Here is a 22,938-nt window from a genome sequence, read left to right on the forward strand (position 1 = left end):
AATGGGGTACATGTCGAGATATGGCCATCGACGCTGACGACGAATTTGGTCAGGACCTAGACCCCGGGGCGGGCAGCCATGTCGAGGACGGCATCGTCGAGCACCCGAGCGCCGACGACTTCGGCGACGCCGCGGCCCTGCCTGCGGATCCCGCCTGGTTCAAGCGAGCGGTGTTCTACGAGGTGCTGGTCCGGGCGTTCTACGACTCCAACGGCGACGGCATCGGCGACCTGAGGGGCCTGACCGAGCAGCTCGACTATCTGCAATGGCTCGGCGTCGACTGTCTGTGGCTGCCGCCGTTCTACGACTCGCCGCTGCGCGACGGCGGCTATGACATTCGGGATTTCTACAAGGTGCTGCCGGAGTTCGGCACGGTCGATGACTTCGTCGAACTGCTCGACGCGGCGCACCGGCGCGGCATTCGAGTCATCACGGACCTGGTGATGAACCACACCTCCGACAGCCACCCCTGGTTTCAACAGTCGCGGCAAGATCCCGACGGCCCCCACGGCGACTACTACGTGTGGAGTGACACCAGCGAACGGTACGCCGATGCCCGAATCATCTTCGTCGACACCGAGGAGTCCAACTGGACGTTCGACGCGGTACGCAAGCAGTTCTATTGGCACCGGTTCTTCTCCCACCAGCCCGACCTGAACTATGACAACCCGGCGGTACAAGAGGCCATGATCGATGTGCTGCGGTTCTGGCTGAACCTCGGCATCGACGGGTTTCGCTTGGACGCGGTGCCATACCTTTTTGAAAGGGAGGGCACCAACTGCGAAAACCTGCCCGAGACACATGATTTCCTGAAACGCTGCCGCAAGGTCGTCGACGACGAGTTTCCCGGCAGGGTTCTGCTGGCCGAAGCCAATCAATGGCCCACAGATGTGGTCGAATATTTCGGCGACCCAGACACCGGCGGCGATGAATGCCACATGGCATTCCACTTCCCGCTGATGCCACGCATTTTCATGGCGGTGCGGCGCGAGTCACGCTTCCCGATCTCGGAGATCATGGCGCAGACGCCACCGATACCTCACCTGGCGCAATGGGGAATCTTCCTACGTAACCACGACGAACTGACCCTGGAAATGGTCACCGACGACGAGCGCGACTACATGTACGCCGAATACGCGAAAGACCCGCGGATGAAGGCGAACGTCGGAATCCGGCGCCGGCTGGCCCCGCTGCTGGACAAGGACCGCAATCAGATCGAACTGTTCACCGCCCTCTTGCTGTCGCTACCCGGCTCCCCGATCCTCTACTACGGTGACGAGATAGGGATGGGTGACATCATCTGGCTGGGCGACCGCGACGCGGTGCGCACCCCGATGCAGTGGACACCCGACCGCAACGCGGGCTTCTCCACCGCGAACCCCGGCCGCCTTTACCTGCCGCCCATTCAAGACGCGGTCTACGGCCATCAGTCCGTCAACGTCGAATCGCAACGCGACACCTCTACATCGTTGCTCAACTGGACCCGCACCATGCTCGCGATTCGACGCCGGTATGAAGCCTTCGCCCTCGGCGGGTTCCGCGAACTGGGCGGGTCCAATCCATCGGTGCTGGCCTTCGTGCGGGAGATGGTGCGGGAGGTCTCCGGTAGCAATGGGAGCGTCCAGGGTGACACCGTCTTGTGCGTCAACAACCTGTCCCGGTTTCCCCAACCGATCGAGTTGAACCTGCAGCACTGGGACGGCCACATACCGGTGGAACTCACCGGCTCGGTGGAGTTTCCGAGAATCGGAAAACTGCCTTACTTACTCACGCTGCCCGGGCACGGCTTCTACTGGTTTCAGCTGTGCGAGCCGAGGGAGGACATGTCATGACTGGTGGCACCGGCGAACCAGCGGGCCTGCCGTGGGCGGAATGGCTGCCGACCCGACGCTGGTACGCGGGACGGAATAGGCAACTGGCGCAGACAGATCCCTTCCTCGTGGTGGAGTTGGGGGGCGGGCTGCAGCTGGTACTGATCGACGTCGGCTACACCGACGGCACCGCCGATCGCTACCAGGTGATAGTCGGCTGGGACGTGGACCTGGCACCGGAGTACGCCCAGATCGCGACGATCGGAACCCACGCCGGCCATACCGCCTCCGACGCACTGTATGACGCTGGGGCAACCCGAGTGTTGTTGTCACTGATCGATTCGTCAGCCCAGCGGGGCGATGTCACCTTCACTCCGGAGCCGGGGGTGACGCTGCCGGTTCGCGCCGATTCGCGCGTATCGGAAGCCGAGCAGAGCAACACCAGCGTCATCGTCGAGGAAAAAGTGGTCCTCAAGGTGTTCCGGCGAATCAGAGATGGGATCAATCCGGACATCGAACTCAACGCAGCGCTGGGCCGAGCCGCCAACCCCCACGTGCCGCGACTGTTCGGCTCCTACCAGATCGAGTTGCCGGGCGACTCCGGCGTGCGGCCCTACGCGCTGGGCATGGTCAGCGAATACGCGATGAACTCCGCCGAAGGCTGGGCGATGGCCACCGCGAGCGTGCGCGACCTGTTCGCCGAAGCCGATCTGTACGCCTACGAAGTGGGCGGTGACTTCGCCGGGGAGTCGTACCGACTCGGCGAGGCTGTCGCATCGGTGCACCGGTCACTCGCCGACACCCTGGGGACTTCGCAGTCGGCATTCCCTGCCGAAGCGCTGTTGGCGCGGTTGTCGGCGACCGCGGAGACGGTGCCCGAAGTACGCCCACATCTGTCCGCGATCGAAGAGCGATTCGCCGCACTCGCCGGTGAGACCATCACGGTGCAACGAGTTCACGGCGACCTGCATCTGGGTCAGGTGCTGCGCACCCCGAACGGGTGGCTGCTGATCGATTTCGAAGGCGAGCCCGGCGCACCGTTGGCGGAACGTCGCAGGCCGGACTCGCCGCTGCGCGATGTCGCCGGCCTACTGCGGTCCTACGAGTACGCGGCGTACGGGAAACTGGCGGATCTGTCGCGCGACGGCCAAGACCGGCAACTGGCCACCCGGGCCCGCGAGTGGCTGGACCGTTGTCGCAGCGCCTTCTGTGAGGGTTACGGGGCGGAATCTGGCACCGACCCGCGTGACAGCGCAGCACTTCTGGACGCCTACGAGTTGGACAAGGCGGTCTACGAGGCCGGCTACGAGTCCCGGCACCGGCCCGCCTGGCTACCGATTCCGCTGCGGGCGCTGAGCCGACTCAGCTAGCGGGATCGGGTTCCAGCCACAACGCCGACAGGGGCGGCAGCACCAGCACCGCAGAGGCCGGGCGCCCGTGACGTGGCTCGTCGACGGCGTCCACACCCCCGAAATTGCCGACGCCGCCGCCGTTGTAATCAACGGCATCGGTATTGAGTATCTCGCGCCACCGTCCCGGGAACGGCAGGCCGAGGTGGTAGTCGGTATGAGCCACACCAGAGAAGTTGAATACCGCCGCGAGCACTGATCCGTCCGAGGCGTAACGCAGGAAGCTCAGCACATTATTGGCGGAGTCGTTGGCGTCGATCCAGGAATAGCCGGCCGGGTTGAAGTCTTCGCTCCACAGCGCGGGACGGCTGCGGTACACGGAATTGAGATCGCGTGCCAGGCACTGAATTCCCGCAGAGAACCCCGGCGAGTCGAGCTGGAACCAGTCCAACCCGCGTTCCTCGGACCATTCGGCACGCTGGCCGAACTCCTGGCCCATGAACAGCAGCTGTTTTCCGGGATGCGCCCACTGATAAGCCAACAGACTGCGCACCCCGGCCGCCTTGACATGGTCGTCGCCGGGCATGCGGCTCCATAGTGTGCCCTTGCCGTGCACCACTTCGTCATGGCTGATCGGCAGTACGAAGTTCTCGCTGTAGGCGTAGAGCATCGAGAAGGTCATCTCGTGGTGATGGTAGGAGCGGTGCACCGGATCGTGGCTGAGATAGGCGAGGGTGTCGTGCATCCAGCCCATGTTCCACTTCATCGAAAAGCCCAGCCCACCAAGGCTGGTCGGCCTCGACACACCGGGCCACGACGTCGATTCCTCGGCGATGGTGACGATACCGAGCGCCGATTTATGTGCGGTGGCGTTCATCTCCTGCAGGAACTGCACCGCCTCCAGGTTCTCGCGACCGCCGTAGACGTTGGGCGTCCAGCCGCCCTGGGGTCGCGAGTAGTCCAGGTAGAGCATCGATGCCACGGCGTCCACTCGTAGCCCGTCGATGTGGAATTCCAGCAGCCAGTACAGCGCATTGGCCACCAGAAAGTTGCGCACCTCGGGTCGGCCGAAGTCGAACACGTAGGTTCCCCAGTCGAGCTGCTCACCGCGTCGCGGATCAGCGTGCTCATACAACGGGGTGCCGTCGAATCGCCCCAACGCCCAGGCATCTTTCGGAAAGTGCGCCGGCACCCAGTCCACAATGACTCCGATGCCGGCACGGTGCAGCACGTCGACCAAGTAACGGAAATCGTCGGGCGTGCCAAAACGCGCGGTCGGCGCGTAGTACGAGGTGACCTGATAGCCCCACGATCCGCCGAACGGGTGCTCGGCAACCGGTAGCAGTTCGATGTGGGTGAACCCTTGCTCCACAACGTAATCCGTCAGTTCAGTGGCGAGCTGCCGGTAGCTCAGCCCGGGCCGCCAGGACCCCAGGTGTACTTCGTAGATGCTCATCGCTTCGAACGCCGGATTTGCGGTGGCCCGTCGATTCATCCAGTCGCTGTCGCTCCAGGTGTAGCGACTGGTAGTGACGCGGGAAGCGGTGTGCGGCGGGGTTTCGGCCGCGAACGCCATCGGGTCAGCCCGCTCGGTGACCAGATCGTCTGCACCGTGAACCCGGAACTTGTACAGGCCATCGATCGGAAACCCCGGCCAGAACAGTTCCCACACACCGGAAGAGCCGAGTGCCCGCATGGGCGCTCCGATACCGTCCCAGCCGGTGACGTCACTGATCAACCCGATTCCCTTGGCGTTGGGCGCCCACACCGCGAACGACACACCGGTCACGGTCCCGTCTGGAGTGGTGAACGAGCGCGGATGAGCGCCGAGGACCTCCCACAGCCGTTCGTGTCGCCCCTCGCCGAACAGGTGCAGGTCGATCTCACCCAGCGTCGGCAGAAAGCGATACCCATCGGCCACCACGTGCGGTTCCGCTGCGCCGGGATAGTCGATCTGCAGCCGATAGTCGATCAGGCCCGCGAAGGGCAGTGTCGTCGCAAAAAGCCCGTTACCCAGGTGTTGCATCGGGATCCGGTCACCGCCCACCAGAACCGCCACGGCGCTCGCGCCCGGGCGCAGGGCTCGGATCACGGTGTTTTCACCGTTGTCGTGGGCGCCGAGGATCGCGTGCGGGTCGTAGTGCACGCCGGACATCAGCCGGTCGAGGTCCTCGGGGCTCACCTGAAGCCCGCTGAGTTGGCGTTTTATTCGGGTCATCGGGTCTTCACCTCCGATGCAGCAACTCGGTTCGCGCGGGTGTACTCATCTCCGGCATGTTGATGATGTGGGCGATCGCTCGGCTCGGGTCGAGTCGCACGTAATTGTCCTGCCCCCATTGGTATTCCTCCCCGGTGATCTCGTCACGCACCCAGAACCGCTCGTAAGGCGCCATCCCCAGCGCCGCCATGTCCAGCGACAACGTCGCTTCCTCGGCGGTGAACGCGTTCAGCGTCACCACCACCAGCACGGTGTCACCGCTGGCCGGGTCGAATTTGCTGTAGGCCAGCAGCGCGTCGTTGTCGACGTGATGGAAATGCAGGGTGCGCAGTTGCTGCAGGGCAGGGTGCCGTCGGCGAATGGCGTTGAGTTGACCGATGAACGGCTCCAGCGATCTGCCCTCACGGCGCGCGGCGGCGTAGTCGCGTGGTCGCAGTTCGTATTTCTCCGAGTTCAGGTACTCTTCGCTTCCCTCGTGCAGCGCCTGGTGTTCGAACAATTCGTAGCCGGAATACACGCCCCAGGAGGGGCCCATCGTCGCGGCCAGCACCGCCCGGATGGCAAACATGCCGGGGCCGTGATGCTGCAGACTGGCGTGCAAGATGTCCGGCGTGTTGACGAACAGATTGGGACGGCGAAAATCCGCGAATTCGGCGATCTCTTCGCCGAATTCGACGAGTTCGGTCTTGGACGTTCGCCAGGTGAAGTAGGTGTAGGACTGGGTGAAACCGAGCTTGGCCAGGCCGTATTGTCGTGCCGGCGGAGTGAAGGCCTCCGACAGGAACAGCACATCAGGGTCAGTGGCCTTCACCTTCGTGATCAACCATGCCCAGAACCCGGGTGGTTTGGTATGGGGGTTATCGACCCGAAATATTTTGACCCCGTGTGAGATCCAGAACTGCACCACCCGATGCACCTCGGCATACAGGCCGGCGGGATCATTGTCGAAATTCAGTGGATAGATATCCTGGTATTTCTTCGGCGGATTCTCCGCGTAGGCGATCGTCCCGTCCGGTAACTCGGTGAACCACTGACGATGTTGACGTGCCCACGGGTGATCCGGAGCGCACTGCAACGCCAGGTCCAAGGCAACCTCCAGGCCGAGTTCACCCGCGCTGGAAACGAACTGGTCGAAGTCATTGAGTGTCCCCAAGTCGGGGTGCACCGCGTCGTGGCCGCCCTCGTCGCTGCCGATCGCCCATGGCGACCCGACATCGCCGGGCTCGGCAACCGCGGCGTTGTTGCGGCCCTTTCGGTGCACCTTTCCGATCGGGTGGATCGGCGGCAGATACACCACGTCGAATCCCATCTCGGCGATCCGCGGTAGCGCCGATGCCGCGGTGGCCAGCGTGCCGTGCACCGGAGCGCCCGCCGAGTCCCATCCGCCGGTGGAGCGCGGAAACATCTCATACCAGGAGCTGAAGCGAGCCCGCGGCCGATCCACCCAGACCCGATACTGCTGCCCGCGAGTGAGCAGGTCGCGCAGCGGATAGCAGCTGACCAGCTGGGAGATCTCGTCGGACAAGGCCGGCGCCGCGCGATCCATCGGGTCGCCCGGAGCGCGCAACGCCGCAGCCGCTGCCACCACGGGCTCTCGCCCGCTGCGGGGCATCGCCGCCGCGGCACGGTCCAGCAGCTCGGCGCCGATCAACAGATCGTTGGCCAACTCGGCCTCGCCCTGGCCGGCGTCCAGCTTGGCGACCACCGCGTCACGCCAGGTGCGGATCGAATCGGTCCAGCCGTCGACCCGAAAAGCCCACATTCCGGTCTGATCGGGCACGAACTGGCCATGAAAGACGTACGGCTCGTCACCCTCGCCCATCGGAAGCAGCGCCGGCCTTATTCGGCAGGAGTCCGCACTGCCGAGACAGCACACCACCAAGGTCGCCGCGACCACTTCGTGTCCGTCACGCCACACCGCGGCGCGCACCGGCACGGTCTCCCCGACCACTGCCTTGGCGGGTTGCCTGCCGCAGGACACAACCGGCGTAACGCCATCGACCTCGATTCGGCCCGGCACCCAGCACTCCGTTCGTCGGCAGCGATTCCGACTGTGGGTACCCCCGGCGACGGAAAGCTACGCGAGGCGACGACCGGCGCGACCGGCAGAGAGCTAGCCGCGCGGCAGCCCCAGCAGGCGCTCGGCGGCCAGCGTCAGCAGGATCTGCTCGGTGCCCCCGGCGATCGACAGGCAGCGGGTGTTGAGGAAGTCGTGCACTTCGCGCCCGGCCACCGCGCCGCCCCCATCGGCCACATCCATCCGGAACTCGGCCAGCTCCTGGCGATAGCGCACCCCGATCAGCTTGCGCACCGAGGACTCCGAGCCGGGGTCTTGACCGCCGACAGCGAGCTGGGCGATGCGTTGATCCAGCAGCGAACCCGCCTGGGCGGCGATGATCAGCCGGGCCAGCCGCTCGGCGGTGGCGGTGTCGGGTTCCCGATCCGCCAGGGTTTTCAGCAGCTCCTCCATCGGGTTGCCCAGCGCGGTCCCGCCGGCGATCGCGACGCGCTCGTTGGCCAAGGTGGTGCGGGCCAGCCGCCAGCCGTCGTTGACGCCGCCGACCACCTGCTCATCGGGGACAAACACGTCATCGAGGAAGACCTCGTTGAACAGGGCCTCGCCGGTGATCTCCCGCAACGGCCGGATGTCGATGCCCTCGGCGGCCATGTCGACCAGGAAGTAGGTGATGCCCTTGTGTTTCGGAGCGTCGGCATCGGTTCTGGCCAGGCAGACGCCCCATTGCGAGTCGTGGGCGCGCGACGTCCACACCTTCTGACCGGTCAGCCGCCAGCCGCCGTCGACCTTCACCGCCTTGGTGCGCAGTGCCGCCAGGTCCGAGCCGGCGCCGGGCTCGGAGAACAGCTGGCACCAGAACACCTCGCCGGTCAGGGTGGCCGGGATGAAGCGCTCGATCTGCTCGGGCGTGCCGTGCTCGAGAATCGTCGGGGCTGCCCACCAGCCGACCACCAGGTCGGGACGCCCGACGCCGGCCGCGGCCAGTTCCTGGTCGATCACCAACTGTTCGGCGGGGCCGGCCGCGCGTCCGTAGGGAGCCGGCCAGTGCGGCGCCAGCAGACCCGATTCGGCCAGCGCCACTTGGTGCTGGTCGGCCGGCAACGCCGCGATGCGTGCCACCTCGGCGGCGATTTCGGGCCGGACGTCGGTGGTCTCACCGAGGTCGACCTCCAACCGGCGGCGCAGGCCGTCGCGGGTCAGTGCGGCGGTGCGGCGCAGCCACCGCTCGGGCCCGCCGAGTGCCTGACCGATGCCGTAGGCCCGACGCAGGTACAGGTGCGCGTCGTGCTCCCAGGTGATGCCGATGCCGCCGAGCACCTGGATGCAGTCCTTGGCGTTGGCCTTGGCGGCGTCGATGCAGATCGCGGCGGCGACCGCGGCCGCGATCGTGAACTGCTGGTCATCCGGATCGGATGCGGCGCGCGCCACGTCGGCGGCGGCCACCGCGGCCTGATCGGCCCGGCACAGCATCTCCGCGCACAGGTGCTTGATGGCCTGGAAGCTGCCGATCGGCTTGCCGAACTGTTCACGCACCTTGGCGTATTCGACCGCGGTGTCCAACGCCCAGCGGGCGACCCCGGCGGCCTCGGCGGCCAGCACCGTGACCACCAGGTTCTCTACCCGGCTACCGGCCTCCAGGACCACTGCCGGCACTGCGGTCAAGGTCACCTTGGCCAGCGGTCGGGAGAAGTCGGTGGCGGCGAGGGGCTCGACGTTCACCCCGTCCGCGCCGGCGTCCACCAGGATCCAGTCCTGTCCGGCCGGCAACAGCAGCAGACCGTCGGCGGTGGCGCCGAGCACCCGCTCAGCGGTGCCGGAGGCCTGCCCGGCTGCGGCGTCGAAGCTCACCGACGCCGCGGACGGGTCGGTGACCACGCCGGCAACCCGCTCGCCGGCTGCCAGAGCTTCGACCAGGGCCGGATCGGTGACCACCAGGGTGGCCAGCGCGGTGGTCGCCACCGGCCCGGGGACCAGGGCCTTGGCGGCCTCATCGACCATCGCGCAGAGGTCCTCGAGTCGCCCACCGGCCCCGCCGGACTCCTCGGGCACCGCCACACCGAACAGGCCCAAATCGGCCAGTCGAGCGAAAACAGCTCGCCAGGAATCGGTTTCACCCAATTCCGCGGCACGAATCGCCTCGGCGGTGCCCGCGGCGGCGGCCCAGTCGCGGACCAGCTCGCGAGCGGCGAGCTGTTCGGCGGCACTGGTCTCCGTGGTAGTCACTGACACGCTGGGCTCCTCCGAGTCGAGATGGGCTTGAGAGAGGCGGGTCACGAACGCCCCCACCAACCACTAGAACGTGTTCTAATAGTGCCAGCGTCCGAGCGTCAAGTCGAACCGTAATGGCTGGACACGTTGGGTCCGACCGATGTCGGGAGTAGGAAAATTCAACTACGCGGTGCGTATCGTTATGGGCCAGTAGATCGACGGAGGGAGCCGCGCAGCACATGTCGTCACCAGCTGAGGGCACCACAGGCCGCGGATCGAGCAGCCAACCGCGCGAGGTGGTCAACGTCGCCGTGCTGACTGAATCCGACCTGGGCTCCGAAGCGCAGCGCGAACGCCGCAAGCGCATCCTCGACGCGACGCTGGCGATCGCGTCCAAGGGCGGCTACGACGCGGTGCAGATGCGTGCCGTCGCCGACCGCGCGGACGTGGCCGTCGGCACCTTGTACCGCTACTTCCCGTCGAAGGTTCACCTGCTGGTCTCGGCGATGGGCCGAGAGATCGCGCGGGTGGACACCAAGACCGACCCGGCGACGTTCGCCGCAACCACCCGCCACCAGCGGCTGAACCTGGTGGTCAACAAACTCAACCGCGCCATGCAGCGCAACCCGCTGCTCACCGAGGCAATGACCCGGGCATATGTCTTTGCCGACGCCTCGGCGGCCGGGGAAGTCGACCACGTACAGAAATTGATCGACTCGATGTTCGCCGGGGCCATGAGCGACGGCGAGCCGACCGAGGAGCAGTACCACATCTCCCGGGTCATCTCGGATGTCTGGCTGTCCAACCTGCTCGCCTGGCTGACCCGGCGGGCGTCGGCCACCGATTTCAGCACCCGACTGGACCTGGCTGTCCGGTTGCTGATCGGCGACGACGACAGTCCCAAGGTCTAGCCCCCCTTCTGCGAAGATGAGCACCGGTTCGACAGTTTCAGAACCGGTAGCGGAGCGTATTCCGCGCCGGCTGGCGCACGCACTGGACCTGTTGAACTTCACCCTGGCCGACGTGCGCGACGGGCTGGGCCCCTATCTGTCGGTCTACCTGCTGGTGACCCACCATTGGGACCAGGCGTCGATCGGCCTGGTGATGGCGATCGGCGGAATCGCCGCGGTGGTGGCGCAGACCCCGGTGGGTGCGCTGGTCGACCGGACCACGGCCAAGCGAGCACTGCTGGTTGTCGGTGCGCTGGCGGTCACGGCGGCGGCCTTGGCGATGCCGCTGTTCCCCGGCTTCTACAGTGTCGCCGCGTTGCAGTTGCTGACCGGGATCGCGGGCTCGGTGTTCGCACCGGCGCTGGCCGCGATCACCCTGGGCGTGGTCGGTCCACGGATGTTCGCGAAACGGCTCGGCCGCAACGAATCGTTCAACCACGCCGGCAATGCCGCGACCGCAGCGGCCACGGGGGCCCTGGCCTACTTCTACGGCCCGATCGTGGTGTTCTGGATGCTGGCCGCCATGGCTGCGCTGAGCATCCTGGCCAGCCTGCGGGTTCCCGAGTCCGCGATCGATCACGACGTGGCCCGGGGCATGGATCATCTGGCCGGCCAGCCCCATCCGCAGCCATCGGGATTCGCGGTGCTGCTGCGCAACCGGCTATTGCTGGTGTTCGGCGCGACCGTGGTGATGTTCCACTTCGCCAACGCGGCGATGCTGCCGTTGGTCGGCCAGGAACTGGCTCTGGTCAACACCGAGGTGGGCACCGCACTGATGGCGGTGTGCATCGTGGCCGCCCAGCTGGTGATGGTTCCGGTGGCCTATCTGACGGGCTCCAAAGCCGATGTCTGGGGCCGCAAACCGATCTTCCTGGTGGGATTCGCGGTGCTGACCATCCGCGGGCTGCTCTACCCGGTCTGGGACAACTCCTACTGGTTGGTCGGGGTTCAGCTGCTCGACGGGGTGGGCGCCGGCATCTTCGGTGCGCTGTTCCCGTTGGTCGTGCAGGACATCACGCACGGCACCGGCCGCTTCAACGTCAGCCTGGGGGCCATCACTGCGGCCTGCGGCGTGGGCGCGGCACTGTCGAACTTCATCGCCGGTCACATCGTCTCGGCCGCCGGCTACAACACGGCGTTCATCGCCCTGGCCGCGGTGGCCGGCGCGGGGTTCGTGCTGTACCTGAGCGCGATGCCCGAGACGGCCAGGATCAGCGGCACCACCGCGCCACCGTTAGCCTGAGCGGATGCGCCTCAAGCTCGGCCGCCCCGACATCGGCCGGTACGCCGACCGGTTCGACGTCACACCCGCGGCGCCGGGCGCGCCGTTGTCGGTGACGTGGCTCGGTGTGACCACCATGGTGATCGACGACGGGTCTTCCGCGCTGATGACCGACGGCTACTTCTCCCGCCCCAGTCTGGGTCGGGTGGCGCTGGGCAAGGTATCGCCGTCAGCCGCTCGCATCGATGCCTGCCTGGCTCGCGCCGGCGTGCATGAACTGGCGGCGGTGATCCCGCTGCACTCACACATCGATCACGCGCTGGACTCCGCGGTGGTGGCCGAACGTACCGGTGCGACCCTGGTGGGTGGTGAGTCGACTGCCAATGTCGGCAGGGGTCAAGGGCTCTCGGCCGATCGCCTGATCGTCGCGACACCCGGAACGCCCCTCGAATTGGGCGCCTACGACGTCACCCTGATCGAGTCCCGGCACTGCCCACCAGATCGCTTCCCCGGCGTGATCAGCGCCGCGGTGGTTCCACCGGTGCGGGCGTCTGCCTATAAATGCGGTGAGGCCTGGTCGGCGTTGGTGGCCCACCGCGCCTCGGGGCGCAACCTGCTGATCATGGGCAGCGCGGGCTTCATCCCGGGGGCGTTGGCCGGCCGCAGCGCCGACTTGGTCTACCTAGGCATCGGCCAGCTCGGCATTCAGCCCCGGCCCTACGTGGTCGACTACTGGAATGAGACGGTTCGGGCCGTCGGCGCGTCGGCGGTGGTGTTGACCCACTGGGACGACTTCTTCCAGCCTTTGTCAAAGCCGTTGCGCGCCTTGCCCTACGCCGGCGACGACCTCAATGTCACGATGCGTGTCCTCAGCGAGCTGGCCGAGTCCGACGGGGTCGGCCTTCACCTGCCCACGGTCTGGCGTCGTGAGGATCCGTGGGCCTGAACCTGGCACTTGCACTGCTGCTGCTTGCCGTGGTGCTCGGATTCGCGGTGGCCCGCCCGCGGGGCTGGCCGGAGATGTTCGCGGCGGTGCCGGCCGCCGCCATCCTGGTTGCCACCGGCGCGATCTCGATGCACGACGCACTCACCGAAGCCGCCACGCTGCTGCATGTCGTCGCGTTCCTGGGCGCGGTGCTGGTGCTGGCGCAACTCTGTGATGATGAGGGCCTGTTCGAGGCGGCCGGCGCGGCGATGGCACGGGCCGACGTCGGTCCGCCGCAACACCTGCTGCGCCGGGTCTTCGTCATCGCCGCCGGTCTGACCGCGGTGCTGAGCCTGGACGCGACGGTGGTGCTGCTGACGCCGGTGGTGCTGATGATGGCCCGCCGCCGCCACGCCCCGATACGCCCACACGCATATGCGACCGCGCACCTGGCCAACACGGCCTCGCTGCTACTGCCGGTGTCGAACCTGACCAATCTGTTGGCGTTCAACCAGGCCGGCCTGTCGTTCGTGAGGTTCACCGCGCTGATGGCGGCGCCGTGGCTGGCCACCACCGCGGTCGTCTACCTGATCTTCCGCTGGTTTTTCCGCGCCGATCTGCGGGCTACACCGGTGCACCAGCACGCCGGGCCACCGCCCCCGGTTCCGGTGTTCGTGCTGGTGGTGCTGGGGCTGACGCTGGCCGGCTTTGTGGTCGCCGAGACGTTCGGGGTCCCGGCGGCATGGGCAGCCGTCGCCGGTGCGGCCGTGTTGGCCGTCCGTGGTCTGGCGCAGCGGCGCAGCACCCCGGCCGGAATTCTGCGGGCCGCCAATCCCGGTTTCCTGGTGTTCGTGTTGGCCCTCGGCGTGGTGGTGCGAGCCGTCGTCGACAACGGCCTGGGTGCCCAGATGTCTACGGTGCTGCCAGCGGGATCGAGTCTGGCGGCGCTGCTGGGCATCGCGGCGGTCGCCGCTGTGCTGGCCAACGTGGTCAACAACCTGCCGGCGACGCTGGTACTGGTGCCGTTGGTGGCATCGAGCGGCCCACTCGCGGTGCTGGCGGTGTTGATCGGGGTCAACATCGGCCCCAACCTCAGCTACACCGGCTCGCTGTCGAATCTGCTGTGGCGCCGAGTGTTACGCCGCTACGACGTCGCGGCCGGAGTCGGCGAATACACCCGCCTGGGACTGTGCACGGTGCCGGCCACGCTGCTGGTGGCCGTGCTGGCGCTGTGGGCGAGCGCTCGACTGCTGGGGGTCTAGGTCAGCGATAGGCGGGCGGCAGCGGCATGCCGAGTTCGGCCATGACGGCACGCAGCCGGCTCGGATAGTCGGTGATGAGCCCGTCGACGCCGGCGGCAATCTGTCGCCGCATGGCATCGGCATCATTGACCGTCCACGGAATCACCCGCAGCCCAGCCGAATGTGCGCGTTCGGTGAAGGCGCGATCCACCACCGAGTAGTCCGGGGACACGATGTCGGCGCCGACCGCCACCGCCCCGGAGATCGGATCCGGCCCCTGCTCGGCCAGTGCGACTAACGGAACAGTCGGTTCCGCGGCCCGCACCAACTGCAGTGTGCGCCAGTCGAAACTCTGGATCTCGACGGCGTCCAGCTTGCCGGCTGCCCGCACCGCCGCCAGGATCACGTCGACGATCTGCTGCTGGTTGTCCGCGTCGACCTTGGTCTCGATGTTGTAGCGGACGCCCGCGTGACCGGTGTGCGCGAAAACTTCCGGCAAGGTGGCGATCACATTGCCCGGCACCACTTCCGCATCCGGGAATTCCGGCAGCAGGTGACCGCAGTCCAGCGTTCGGATCTGGGCGAGGGTGAGATCGGCTACCCGCTTGCCCACATACGGGTAGTCGGGGTCGCCGGCGAACACCGGTCCGGTGTCGGCGCACTTCGCCGGCTCGATCACCGGGTCGTGCCACACCAACGGTTGTGCGTCGCGCGTGAGCACGATGTCCAACTCCAGCGTGCTGACCCCCAACTCGAGCGACTTGGCGAAGGCACGCAACGATTCCTCGGTGGTCTCGCCCCGGCCGCCGCGATGCGCCTGCAGATCAAACGTCGACGGCTGCGCGGCCGCCGTCGACGATGGATTCACCACCGCAGCCGTCAGCACCGCCGCAACCAACGCGCGGCGAATCACCGTCGCTGGCGGGCGATCTCGGCCAGCACGACCCCGGCGGCCACCGACGCGTTGAGCGACTCGGTGGGCCCCGACATCGGAATCGACACGATGGCGTCGCAGTTCTGCCGGACCAGGCGGGACAGGCCCTTGCCCTCGGAACCGACGACCAACACCATCGGGCTGGTGCCGTCCAACTCATCGACCACGGTGTCGCCGCCGGCGTCCAACCCGACGATCTGCAGGCCGCGGTCTGCCCACGCTTTCAGCGTTTGGTTCAGGTTGGGTGCCCGCGCGATCGGAACTCGCGCCGCCGCACCGGCACTGGTACGCCAGGCCACCGCGGTCACCGATGCCGACCGACGCTGCGGGATCACCACACCGTGTCCACCGAACGCCGCGACCGACCGCACGATCGCACCGAGATTGCGCGGATCGGAGATGTTGTCCAGTGCCACCAGCAATGGCGGCGCGACATCGCGGCGCGCGGCGGCGATCAGGTCGTCGGGATGCGCGTAGCTGTAGGGCGGAACCTGAAGCGCGATGCCCTGATGCAGCCCGTTGGTGGTCATCTTGTCCAGGTCGGACCGCGGGACCTCCAGGATCGGCAATCCGGAATCGGCTGCCCGAGTGACCGATTCGGTTAGGCGCTCATCGGCCTCGGCGCCCAGCGCCACATACAGCGCGGTGGCCGGGATTCCGGCACGCAGGCACTCCAGAACCGGGTTGCGCCCCAGCACCGTCTCGTTCTCGTCGGTGCGCTTGGCGGTCCGGTAGGCACGCTGCTTTGCCGCACGCTTGGCCGCCTTGGCCGCCGGGTGGTATTCCCGCTGGTGCGCCGGCGGGGTGGCGCCACGGCCTTCGAGCCCACGGCGGCGCTGACCTCCGGAGCCAACCGTCGGCCCCTTCTTGGTGCCGGGCTTGCGCACCGCACCCTTGCGCTTGGAATTTCCGGCCATCTACTCAGACCCCTCCACCAGTAGTGACCATTGCGGACCATCCCCGGTGTCGGTGACGTCGATACCGGCATCCTTGAGCCTGCAGCGGATCTCGTCGGCTAATTGCCAATCCCGTTCCGCGCGAGCGGTTTCCCGGCGTTCCAGCTCGGCGCGCACCAAGACGTCGACCGCGGCCAGCGCCGCCGAGGTCTCATCGCGCGATTCCCAGCGTTCGTTGAGCGGGTCGCAACCCAGCACGTCCATCATCGCCCGGATCGCACCGGCCGCGACCAGCGCGCCCTCGTGGTCACCGGTGTCCAGCGCCCGGTTGCCTTCCGCGCGCATCCGGTGCACCTCGGCCAGGGCGATCGGCACCGACAGGTCGTCGTCGAGGGCTGCGGCGAAGCGGTCCGTCCAGGTGGTGGGGACCACCGCGCCCACCCGGCTGCGCACCCGGTGCAGGAAGTCTTCGATGCCGACGTAGGCGTTGACGGCGTCGCGCAGCGCGGTCTCGGAGAACTCGAGCATCGACCGGTAGTGCGCACTGCCCAGGTAGTAGCGCAGTTCGGCCGGCCGGACCCGTTGCAGCACCGCAGACATTGACAGCACGTTGCCCAGCGACTTGCTCATCTTCTCGCCACCCAGGGTGACCCAGCCGTTGTGCAGCCAGTAGTTCGCGAATCCGTCTCCGGCGGCGCGGCTTTGAGCGATCTCGTTCTCATGGTGCGGGAAGACCAGATCCATCCCGCCGCAGTGGATGTCGAATTCGGCACCGAGGTAGGAGCGGGCCATCGCCGAACATTCCAGGTGCCAGCCCGGACGACCCGCGCCCCACGGCGTGGGCCAGCTGGGCTCACCGGGCTTGGCGCCTTTCCACAACGTGAAGTCGCGCGGATCGCGCTTACCGGTGGCGACCCCCTCGCCCTGGTGCACGTCGTCGATGCGATGACCGGACAGTTGGCCGTAGTCGGGGTAGCTGAGCACATCGAAGTACACGTCGCCGCCGCCGGCATAGGCGTGGCCCCGCTCGATCAGGCGTTCGATCAGCTCAACCATCTGCGTGATGTGCCCGGTGGCGCGCGGTTCGGCCGACGGTGGCAGCACCCCCAGCGCCTCATATGCGGCGGTGAACTCACGTTCGTGGGTGGCGGCCCACTCCCACCACGGCCGACCCGCTGCGGCGGCCTTGGTCAGGATCTTGTCGTCGATGTCGGTCACGTTGCGCACGAACGCGACGTCGTAGCCGCGGGCGGTGAGCCACCGGCGCAAGACATCGAACGCCACACCGCTTCGGACGTGGCCGATGTGCGGCGCCGCCTGGACGGTGGCACCGCATAGATAAATAGAGGCATGACCGGGCCGCAGCGGGACAAATTCACGCACGGCGCCGGTTGCCGTGTCGTGCAGCCGCAGGCTGGGGCGATCGGTCACGACGGGCCAGCTTACCGGGCGCTGAGCCGACGACCGCCACGCGCGCCGCTAGCAGGGGCTTCCCAGGATCGGCGACCGATCGCCGCATCGGTGGACAGGGGGTGTGACGTGGCATATATTGCGGCAGTGAGTAAACGTCTGGTGGCAGTCTCTGGAGCGGTCTTGGCTGCGGTCGCATTTGCAGGTAGCGCGACGGCATACGCCGATGAGCCGAACAACAACCAGCAGCCCCAGCCGCAGCCCGCGGAAGTTGTAGCCGCCGTTACCCCTGCGCCGGTCGAGCACCCGGCTATGCAAGGCGTCCAGGCCCAGAACGAGGCGACTCCGGACACCCACGCTCAGAGCGAGGCGATGCAAGACGCCCAGGCCGAGCAGCAGCGCCAGCAGGCCGAGGCGCAGGCCGACCAGGCGACTATTGGCGCCGGCGCCGCAGGTGCCGCCGGCGCGACCCAGGCCAGCGCAATGGGAAGCCAGATCGGTATGTCGTTGGCGATGATGGCCCCGATGGTCGGGATGATGGGCTTGCCCCTCGTGACGCCCCTGTTGACCACCGGACTGACCGGTCTCGCCACCTCGGGCGGGAACAACGCTGCAAACGCGCTTGCCGACGCCGGTTCGGCCGCTGCGACCGACGCTTTCAGCTCGGGGGCGCCGGAAATCGGCTCGGCCGCTGCGACCGACCTCTTCAGCGCGCCCTCCGCTGCGGATCTGCCATTTGATCTGGGCAATATCGACTTCTTGTCCACCGTGGATCCCGACCTGGTGACGGGGGCTACCGGGGACGTCCTCAGTGGCGCCCTAGCCGACGCCGCCGGCGACACCGCGATCAACACGTCCGGTGCGCTTCTCGACACACTGCCCGACCTTGGCACCAACATCGGCGCGGACGTCGCCAACCTTGGCGCGGACGCCGGCGTGCAGATCGGCACGGCGGTGGCCACCGAGGTTCCGTGTGGCATCATCGGCGCCATCTTCGGCTTCGGCTGCTAATAGCCCTGCCGAGCCAACTACCCCGGCACCACCAACGCGGTAGCCACCGCGGCCAGTCCTTCGCCTCGTCCGGTGAGCCCTAGGCCGTCGGTGGTTGTTGCCGACACCGAAACCGGTGCGCCCAGCAATTCCGAGAGCAGCTGCTGCGCTTCGGCGCGGCGGGGTCCCACTTTCGGCCGATTGCCGATGACCTGCACCGCGGCATTGCCGATCACGAAGCCGCTCTCGGCGAGCAGTTCGCGCACATGTCCGAGCATCACAGCACCGGTTACTTGCGCCCAGCGGGGCTCGTCGACGCCGAACACTGTTCCGAGGTCCCCCAACCCTGCCGCCGACAGCAGCGCGTCACACAGGGCGTGTGCGGCCACATCGCCGTCGGAGTGCCCGGCACAACCGTCGGCGTCTGCAAACAGCAACCCCAGTAGCCAGCACGGCCGGCCCGGCTCGATCGGGTGTACGTCGGTTCCCAGCCCGACCCGCGGCAGCGCGCTCACCGATTCACCACCGCCTCGGCGAGCATCGCGTCCAGTGCGGTGGTGATCTTGAAGGCCAGGGGATCGCCTTCGACGGTCTGGACCTGGCCGCCGATGTGTTCGACCATCGACGCGTCATCGGTGAATTGCGTGCCCGTGCCGGCCTGCTGGTAGGCCCGCAGCAGCAGGTCGGCGGCGAACCCCTGCGGGGTCTGCACGGCCCGCAGGCCGGCCCGCTCAGGCGTGCCGAGGACCGTTCCGTTCGCGTCGACCGCCTTGATGGTGTCGGCGACCGGAAGCGCCGGGACGACGGCACGGTATCCGGCATGCAACGCCTCGACCACCCGGGCCACCAGTCCGGGCGGGGTCAACGGACGTGCGGCGTCGTGGACCAGCACGAATTCGGGGTCTTTAGCGCTGGCCAGCGCCAACCGGACGGAATCGACGCGGTCGGCACCGCCGGCGACGACGGTGGCAGCCCCACCGAGGATCAATTTGGCCTCGTCGGTGCGATCCGGCGGCACCGCGACCACGACCTGGTCGATGACCCCGGACTCGTGTAGACCTGCCACGGCGCGCTCAACCAGCGTTACGCCGCCCAGTAGAAAGAACGCCTTCGGTATTCCAGCGCCCAGCCGCACACCCGAACCTGCGGCCGGCACCACGGCTACTGTGCTTGGCACCGGACCCCCGGCAGCCCCGAACGACGCGGTAAGGACACTGCGGTCAGGACGCTGCGGCCAGCACCTCGTCGAGGATGGTCTCCGCCTTGGCGTCATCGGTGTTCTCGGCCAGGGCCAGCTCACCGACGAGGATCTGACGCGCCTTGGCCAGCATCCGCTTCTCACCTGCGGACAAACCACGCTCCTGGTCACGCCGCCAGAGGTCACGAACGACCTCGGCTACCTTGTGCACATCGCCGGAGGCGAGCTTCTCCAGGTTGGCCTTGTAACGACGCGACCAGTTGGTCGGTTCTTCGGTGTGCGGGGCACGCAACACCTGGAAGACCTTGTCCAGCCCTTCCTGGCCGACAACGTCACGCACACCGACATATTCGGCATTTTCAGCGGGAACTCGAACGGTGAGGTCGCCCTGCGCCACCTTAAGGACCAGATAGTCCTTTTGCTCGCCTTTGATGGTCCGGGTTTCAATCGCCTCGATCAACGCTGCACCGTGGTGTGGATATACGACGGTGTCTCCGACCTTAAAGATCATCTGATTTGAGCCCCTTTCGCTACCCCATGCTAACACGCCGCCACAACACGCGACCACCAACGGTGCAGGTCAGGGGCACCGCGGCCCCAGGAGGGGGGTTGACACCGCGACGGAAGCGTGCTGGGTCGAACCTGATCGGAGCCTGATCCGGGCTGGTCGGTGGGGTCTCGGTGGGGGTCATGGGCGACCGGTAACCCTGCGCTACCGCCAGCAGATGGTTGCTACTACAGTGCATAGTCACAAGTCGCGACGGCCGAGCAGGAGACCACACGTGAACTCGTTCAGCAGGGCCTTCAACAAGGCTGCGATCGCGCTGATTGCTGCGACGGCGCTGGCCGGCTGCGGTACCGGACAGATCTCTCAGACCGCTGACCAGGCATCCGCGGTCAACGGCGCCTCGGCGACCGTCGGTGATCTGGCGCTGCGCGACGTGCGCATCCAGGCGACGCAGACCGGTGACGCGTTGGAGCCCGGCCAGACCGTCGACCTGGTGTTCGTGGTCAGCAACCAGTCGACCGAGGCCAACGACGAGCTGAGCGACATTAAGACCTCGATCGGCAAGGTGTCACCGACCGGCAGCAAGACCGTGCCCGTCGGCGGCGTCCTGGTCGTCAGCGCTCCGGCAGGCCCCGACCTGCCGACGGCTCCCGCCGCCAAGGCGCTGCCGGAGGTGGCCAACGCCAACACCGCTTCTGCGACGGTGACCCTGGACAAGGCGATCCGCAACGGACTCACCTACGACTTCACCTTCACCTTCAAGAGGGCCGGCGAGGTGCGCGTGGACGTGCCGATTTCGGCCGGCCCCGTCTCGCACCACTGACGTCGCGTCGCGGCCGGCACTGTCGGACCTAACCGATACGGTCGCCGAGTGGCCAAAGCACGTTCGCTCTTTCGCTGTTCGGAATGCGGGAACACCACCGCGAAGTGGTTAGGCCGCTGCCCGGAGTGCGGTAGCTGGGGCGGTATCGACCCGGTAGGCGAAGCCGCAGCACCGGCGGGTGGGCTGCGGCCGGCGGCACCGGCACGGCCCGCGGTGCCGATCAGCTCCATCGAGGCAGGTCGCGCACGACCGGCGCCCACCGGCGTCACCGAACTCGACCGGGTGCTGGGCGGCGGGGTGGTCCCCGGCTCGGTCACCCTGTTGGCCGGCGATCCCGGGGTCGGCAAATCGACGCTGCTGCTTGAGGTCGCTCACCGCTGGGCGCTGGCCGGGCGCCGCGCGCTGTACGTGTCCGGAGAGGAGTCCGCGGGGCAGATCCGGCTGCGCGCCGAACGCACCGGATGCAGCCACGACGAGATCTATCTGGCCTCCGAATCGGACCTGCAGACGGTGCTGGGGCACATTGAGGCGGTGCGGCCCACCCTGGTGGTGGTGGATTCGGTGCAGACCGTGGCCGCCGCCGACACCGACGGCGTGGCCGGCGGGGTCACCCAGGTGCGGGCCGTGACGGCCGCTTTGACCGCGGCCGCCAAGAGTGCCGATGTGGCGCTGGTCCTGGTCGGGCACGTGACCAAGGACGGCGCGATCGCGGGCCCACGTTCACTGGAGCACCTCGTCGACGTGGTGCTGCACTTCGAGGGTGACCGCAACTCGGTGCTGCGAATGGTGCGGGCGGTCAAGAATCGTTTCGGAGCTACCGATGAGGTGGGGTGTTTTCTGCTCCGCGACGACGGCATCGAGGGAATCGCCGACCCGTCCGGGCTGTTCCTCGAGCAGCGCAGCGAGCCGGTGCCCGGCACCGCAATCACCGTGGCACTGGACGGCAAACGCCCCTTGATCGGCGAAGTGCAGGCGCTGCTGGCCAAACCGGCGGGCGGCTCGCCACGCCGCGCGGTCAGCGGCATTGACCACTCCCGGGCCGCAATGATCACCGCGGTGTTGGACAAGCACGCCGAACTTCCGATCGCGGCCGGCGACATCTACCTGTCGACGGTCGGCGGTATGCGGTTGACCGATCCGTCTACGGATCTGGCTGTCGCGATCGCGCTGGCGTCGGCCTATTCGGATCTTCCACTGCCGGCGACCACCGTGGTGCTGGGCGAAGTGGGCCTGGCCGGTGACCTGCGCCCGGTCAGCGGAATGGACCGCCGGCTCGCCGAGGCGGCCCGGCTCGGCTTCACCACCGCGCTGACTCCCCCGGGCGCTCCGGCCAGTGTTGGCGGCCTGCGTACGGTTCCGGCAGCCAACATCGTTGCCGCGCTGCACCACCTGGTCGAGATCGCCGACCGGCGCGGCGGTCATGTAGCGCCGCCGCAGCTTCTCGATCGGGCCTAAGAAGCGATCAGTTGCCCGGCGGCGGCGCGTCCGGCGGGGGCACCTCCTGCCCCGGCGGCGGTAGGTCCGGCGAGGGCTCCGTAAGCATGAATGGCACCGTCGCGGATCTCAGATTGCCGAGTTGGACGACGAGGTTGTAGGTCCCAGGTCCGATCGGCTGCCGCGGCAGTGGGCACTGCGGCGCCGAACCCATTCCGGTCCAGGTCACCGTGGTGGTCACCTGCTCGCCGGGGTCGAAGGTCTTCACCAAAGTCTCGTTGGACGGCGCGCAGTCCAGGTTCGACCACAGCCGCTGGTTGTCCAGTGAATAGACGTAGGCAGCCAGCACTGCGGCACCGACATCCCGCTTGCAGGCCACCAAGCCGATGTTGGTGACAACCATGGTGAACTGCGGCTGCTCCCCCACCGTGTACTGCGGGCCGGTCAGACCCTTGACCGCCAGCGTCGAGTCGGGGCAGTCGTCGCCCTCCTTGAGCACCGGAGGCGGCGTCACCGCGGCGGTCGGGGTCGGCGCTTGTGGTGGTGCCTGCTCCGCGGGCGCCACCACGGGCGTCTTGACCTCTTCGGGCGAGGGGTTCTGTGGCTTGGCGTGCTGCGCGGCGGTGGATTTCTTCCCGTCGGCATTGTCGGCACCGGCGCTGCTGCCGTGAACGACGCCGAAGATGATGGCCGACACGACTGCAATCACGATGAGCGCAATGCCCAGCGCGAGGCCACGTCGTCGCCAATAGATCTGCGAAGGCAGCGGACCCTGCGGTTCCAAATCGAGCACGTTCTCACGGT

At 67.3% G+C, this 22,938-nt stretch carries 19 protein-coding genes; 9 read left to right on the top strand and 10 right to left on the bottom strand.

Annotation, left to right across the window (positions count from 1 at the left end; all coding sequences use genetic code 11):
- Positions 1-20 precede the first annotated feature (20 nt).
- Together treS and MJO54_RS21005 are read left to right on the top strand one after the other, a co-directional pair.
- On the top strand, positions 21-1,832 hold the full coding sequence (treS, locus tag MJO54_RS21000; RefSeq protein WP_064889265.1) for a maltose alpha-D-glucosyltransferase: 1,812 nt from the start codon (positions 21-23) through the stop codon (positions 1,830-1,832).
- Positions 1,829-3,181, top strand: a complete 1,353-nt coding sequence (locus MJO54_RS21005) for a maltokinase N-terminal cap-like domain-containing protein (RefSeq protein WP_240175419.1) — start codon at positions 1,829-1,831, stop codon at positions 3,179-3,181. The genes treS and MJO54_RS21005 overlap by 4 nt, the downstream gene beginning before the upstream one ends.
- Here MJO54_RS21005 and glgB read toward each other — a convergent pair.
- The 3 genes from glgB to MJO54_RS21020 form a co-directional block, all read right to left on the bottom strand.
- Positions 3,174-5,378, bottom strand: coding sequence for a 1,4-alpha-glucan branching protein GlgB (gene glgB, locus MJO54_RS21010; protein WP_105295056.1), 2,205 nt, complete (start codon positions 5,376-5,378; stop codon positions 3,174-3,176). The two genes, MJO54_RS21005 and glgB, sit on opposite strands and share 8 nt — an antisense overlap.
- A 7-nt stretch (positions 5,379-5,385) precedes the next feature.
- Complete coding sequence (locus MJO54_RS21015) at positions 5,386-7,398, bottom strand: alpha-1,4-glucan--maltose-1-phosphate maltosyltransferase (RefSeq protein WP_065153015.1); 2,013 nt, start codon at positions 7,396-7,398, stop codon at positions 5,386-5,388.
- A gap of 93 nt (positions 7,399-7,491) precedes the next feature.
- Positions 7,492-9,618, bottom strand: a complete 2,127-nt coding sequence (locus tag MJO54_RS21020) for an acyl-CoA dehydrogenase family protein (RefSeq protein WP_396876971.1) — start codon at positions 9,616-9,618, stop codon at positions 7,492-7,494.
- A gap of 224 nt (positions 9,619-9,842) precedes the next feature.
- Between MJO54_RS21020 and kstR the strand changes: the two genes are divergently transcribed.
- Genes kstR through MJO54_RS21040 form a run of 4 tightly spaced genes read left to right on the top strand, consistent with a single transcriptional unit; the run spans position 9,843 to position 13,962 of the window.
- The gene (gene kstR, locus MJO54_RS21025; RefSeq protein WP_046283520.1) at positions 9,843-10,514 is read left to right on the top strand and encodes a cholesterol catabolism transcriptional regulator KstR; all 672 of its coding nucleotides are present in this window, start codon (positions 9,843-9,845) and stop codon (positions 10,512-10,514) included.
- Positions 10,515-10,530: 16 nt separating this feature from the next.
- Positions 10,531-11,796 (top strand): MFS transporter, encoded by a 1,266-nt coding sequence (locus MJO54_RS21030; protein WP_046283521.1) that lies wholly within the window; start codon positions 10,531-10,533, stop codon positions 11,794-11,796.
- A 4-nt stretch (positions 11,797-11,800) separates the two neighbouring features.
- On the top strand, positions 11,801-12,721 hold the full coding sequence (locus MJO54_RS21035; protein ID WP_046283522.1) for an MBL fold metallo-hydrolase: 921 nt from the start codon (positions 11,801-11,803) through the stop codon (positions 12,719-12,721).
- Positions 12,718-13,962: an ArsB/NhaD family transporter gene (locus MJO54_RS21040; RefSeq protein WP_046283538.1), complete on the top strand. Its 1,245-nt coding sequence runs from the start codon at positions 12,718-12,720 to the stop codon at positions 13,960-13,962. Before MJO54_RS21035 ends, MJO54_RS21040 begins: the two co-directional genes overlap by 4 nt.
- A 1-nt stretch (position 13,963) precedes the next feature.
- Here the strand turns inward: MJO54_RS21040 and MJO54_RS21045 are convergent, their stop codons facing one another.
- From MJO54_RS21045 to cysS, 3 genes are read right to left on the bottom strand one after another with little or no spacing between them, the layout of a single operon-like run.
- Positions 13,964-14,827, bottom strand: a complete 864-nt coding sequence (locus MJO54_RS21045; protein WP_434085421.1) for a glycerophosphodiester phosphodiesterase — start codon at positions 14,825-14,827, stop codon at positions 13,964-13,966.
- 23 nt (positions 14,828-14,850) lie between these two features.
- Positions 14,851-15,792, bottom strand: coding sequence for a 23S rRNA (guanosine(2251)-2'-O)-methyltransferase RlmB (rlmB, locus tag MJO54_RS21050; protein ID WP_046283524.1), 942 nt, complete (start codon positions 15,790-15,792; stop codon positions 14,851-14,853).
- Entirely contained in the window at positions 15,793-17,202 is a 1,410-nt protein-coding gene (cysS, locus tag MJO54_RS21055) for a cysteine--tRNA ligase (protein WP_046283525.1), read from the bottom strand.
- 126 nt (positions 17,203-17,328) lie between these two features.
- Between cysS and MJO54_RS21060 the strand changes: the two genes are divergently transcribed.
- Entirely contained in the window at positions 17,329-18,192 is an 864-nt protein-coding gene (locus MJO54_RS21060; protein ID WP_131812796.1) for a hypothetical protein, read from the top strand.
- 17 nt (positions 18,193-18,209) lie between these two features.
- Here MJO54_RS21060 and ispF read toward each other — a convergent pair whose 3' ends face one another.
- Genes ispF through carD form a run of 3 tightly spaced genes read right to left on the bottom strand, consistent with a single transcriptional unit; the run spans position 18,210 to position 19,880 of the window.
- Positions 18,210-18,686 (bottom strand): 2-C-methyl-D-erythritol 2,4-cyclodiphosphate synthase, encoded by a 477-nt coding sequence (gene ispF / locus MJO54_RS21065; protein ID WP_046283527.1) that lies wholly within the window; start codon positions 18,684-18,686, stop codon positions 18,210-18,212.
- A complete protein-coding gene (gene ispD / locus MJO54_RS21070) occupies positions 18,683-19,348 on the bottom strand; it encodes a 2-C-methyl-D-erythritol 4-phosphate cytidylyltransferase (protein ID WP_046283528.1) in 666 nt (221 codons plus the stop codon). Before ispD ends, ispF begins: the two co-directional genes overlap by 4 nt.
- 43 nt (positions 19,349-19,391) lie before the next feature.
- Positions 19,392-19,880, bottom strand: a complete 489-nt coding sequence (gene carD, locus MJO54_RS21075) for an RNA polymerase-binding transcription factor CarD (protein ID WP_013830798.1) — start codon at positions 19,878-19,880, stop codon at positions 19,392-19,394.
- Between the two features lie 271 nt (positions 19,881-20,151).
- Between carD and MJO54_RS21080 the strand changes: the two genes are divergently transcribed.
- Positions 20,152-20,700 (top strand): copper chaperone PCu(A)C domain-containing protein, encoded by a 549-nt coding sequence (locus MJO54_RS21080; protein ID WP_233428723.1) that lies wholly within the window; start codon positions 20,152-20,154, stop codon positions 20,698-20,700.
- A gap of 48 nt (positions 20,701-20,748) precedes the next feature.
- Positions 20,749-22,155, top strand: a complete 1,407-nt coding sequence (radA, locus tag MJO54_RS21085; protein WP_046283529.1) for a DNA repair protein RadA — start codon at positions 20,749-20,751, stop codon at positions 22,153-22,155.
- A gap of 7 nt (positions 22,156-22,162) precedes the next feature.
- Here radA and MJO54_RS21090 read toward each other — a convergent pair whose 3' ends face one another.
- On the bottom strand, positions 22,163-22,927 hold the full coding sequence (locus tag MJO54_RS21090; RefSeq protein ID WP_046283530.1) for a hypothetical protein: 765 nt from the start codon (positions 22,925-22,927) through the stop codon (positions 22,163-22,165).
- Between the last annotated feature and the right edge of the window lie 11 nt (positions 22,928-22,938).

Source organism: Mycolicibacter virginiensis (genome assembly GCF_022374935.2).
Taxonomy (GTDB): Bacteria; Actinomycetota; Actinomycetes; order Mycobacteriales; family Mycobacteriaceae; genus Mycobacterium; species Mycobacterium virginiense.

What these genes read in the sequence shown, in the direction of transcription:
- treS (WP_064889265.1), top strand. Translation starts at nt 21, where the DNA reads ATGGCCATCGACGCTGACGACGAATTTGGTCAGGACCTAGACCCCGGG.
- MJO54_RS21005 (WP_240175419.1), top strand. Translation starts at nt 1,829, where the DNA reads ATGACTGGTGGCACCGGCGAACCAGCGGGCCTGCCGTGGGCGGAATGG.
- glgB (WP_105295056.1), bottom strand. Translation starts at nt 5,378, where the DNA reads ATGACCCGAATAAAACGCCAACTCAGCGGGCTTCAGGTGAGCCCCGAG.
- kstR (WP_046283520.1), top strand. Translation starts at nt 9,843, where the DNA reads ATGTCGTCACCAGCTGAGGGCACCACAGGCCGCGGATCGAGCAGCCAA.
- MJO54_RS21030 (WP_046283521.1), top strand. Translation starts at nt 10,531, where the DNA reads ATGAGCACCGGTTCGACAGTTTCAGAACCGGTAGCGGAGCGTATTCCG.
- MJO54_RS21035 (WP_046283522.1), top strand. Translation starts at nt 11,801, where the DNA reads ATGCGCCTCAAGCTCGGCCGCCCCGACATCGGCCGGTACGCCGACCGG.
- rlmB (WP_046283524.1), bottom strand. Translation starts at nt 15,792, where the DNA reads ATGGCCGGAAATTCCAAGCGCAAGGGTGCGGTGCGCAAGCCCGGCACC.
- carD (WP_013830798.1), bottom strand. Translation starts at nt 19,880, where the DNA reads ATGATCTTTAAGGTCGGAGACACCGTCGTATATCCACACCACGGTGCA.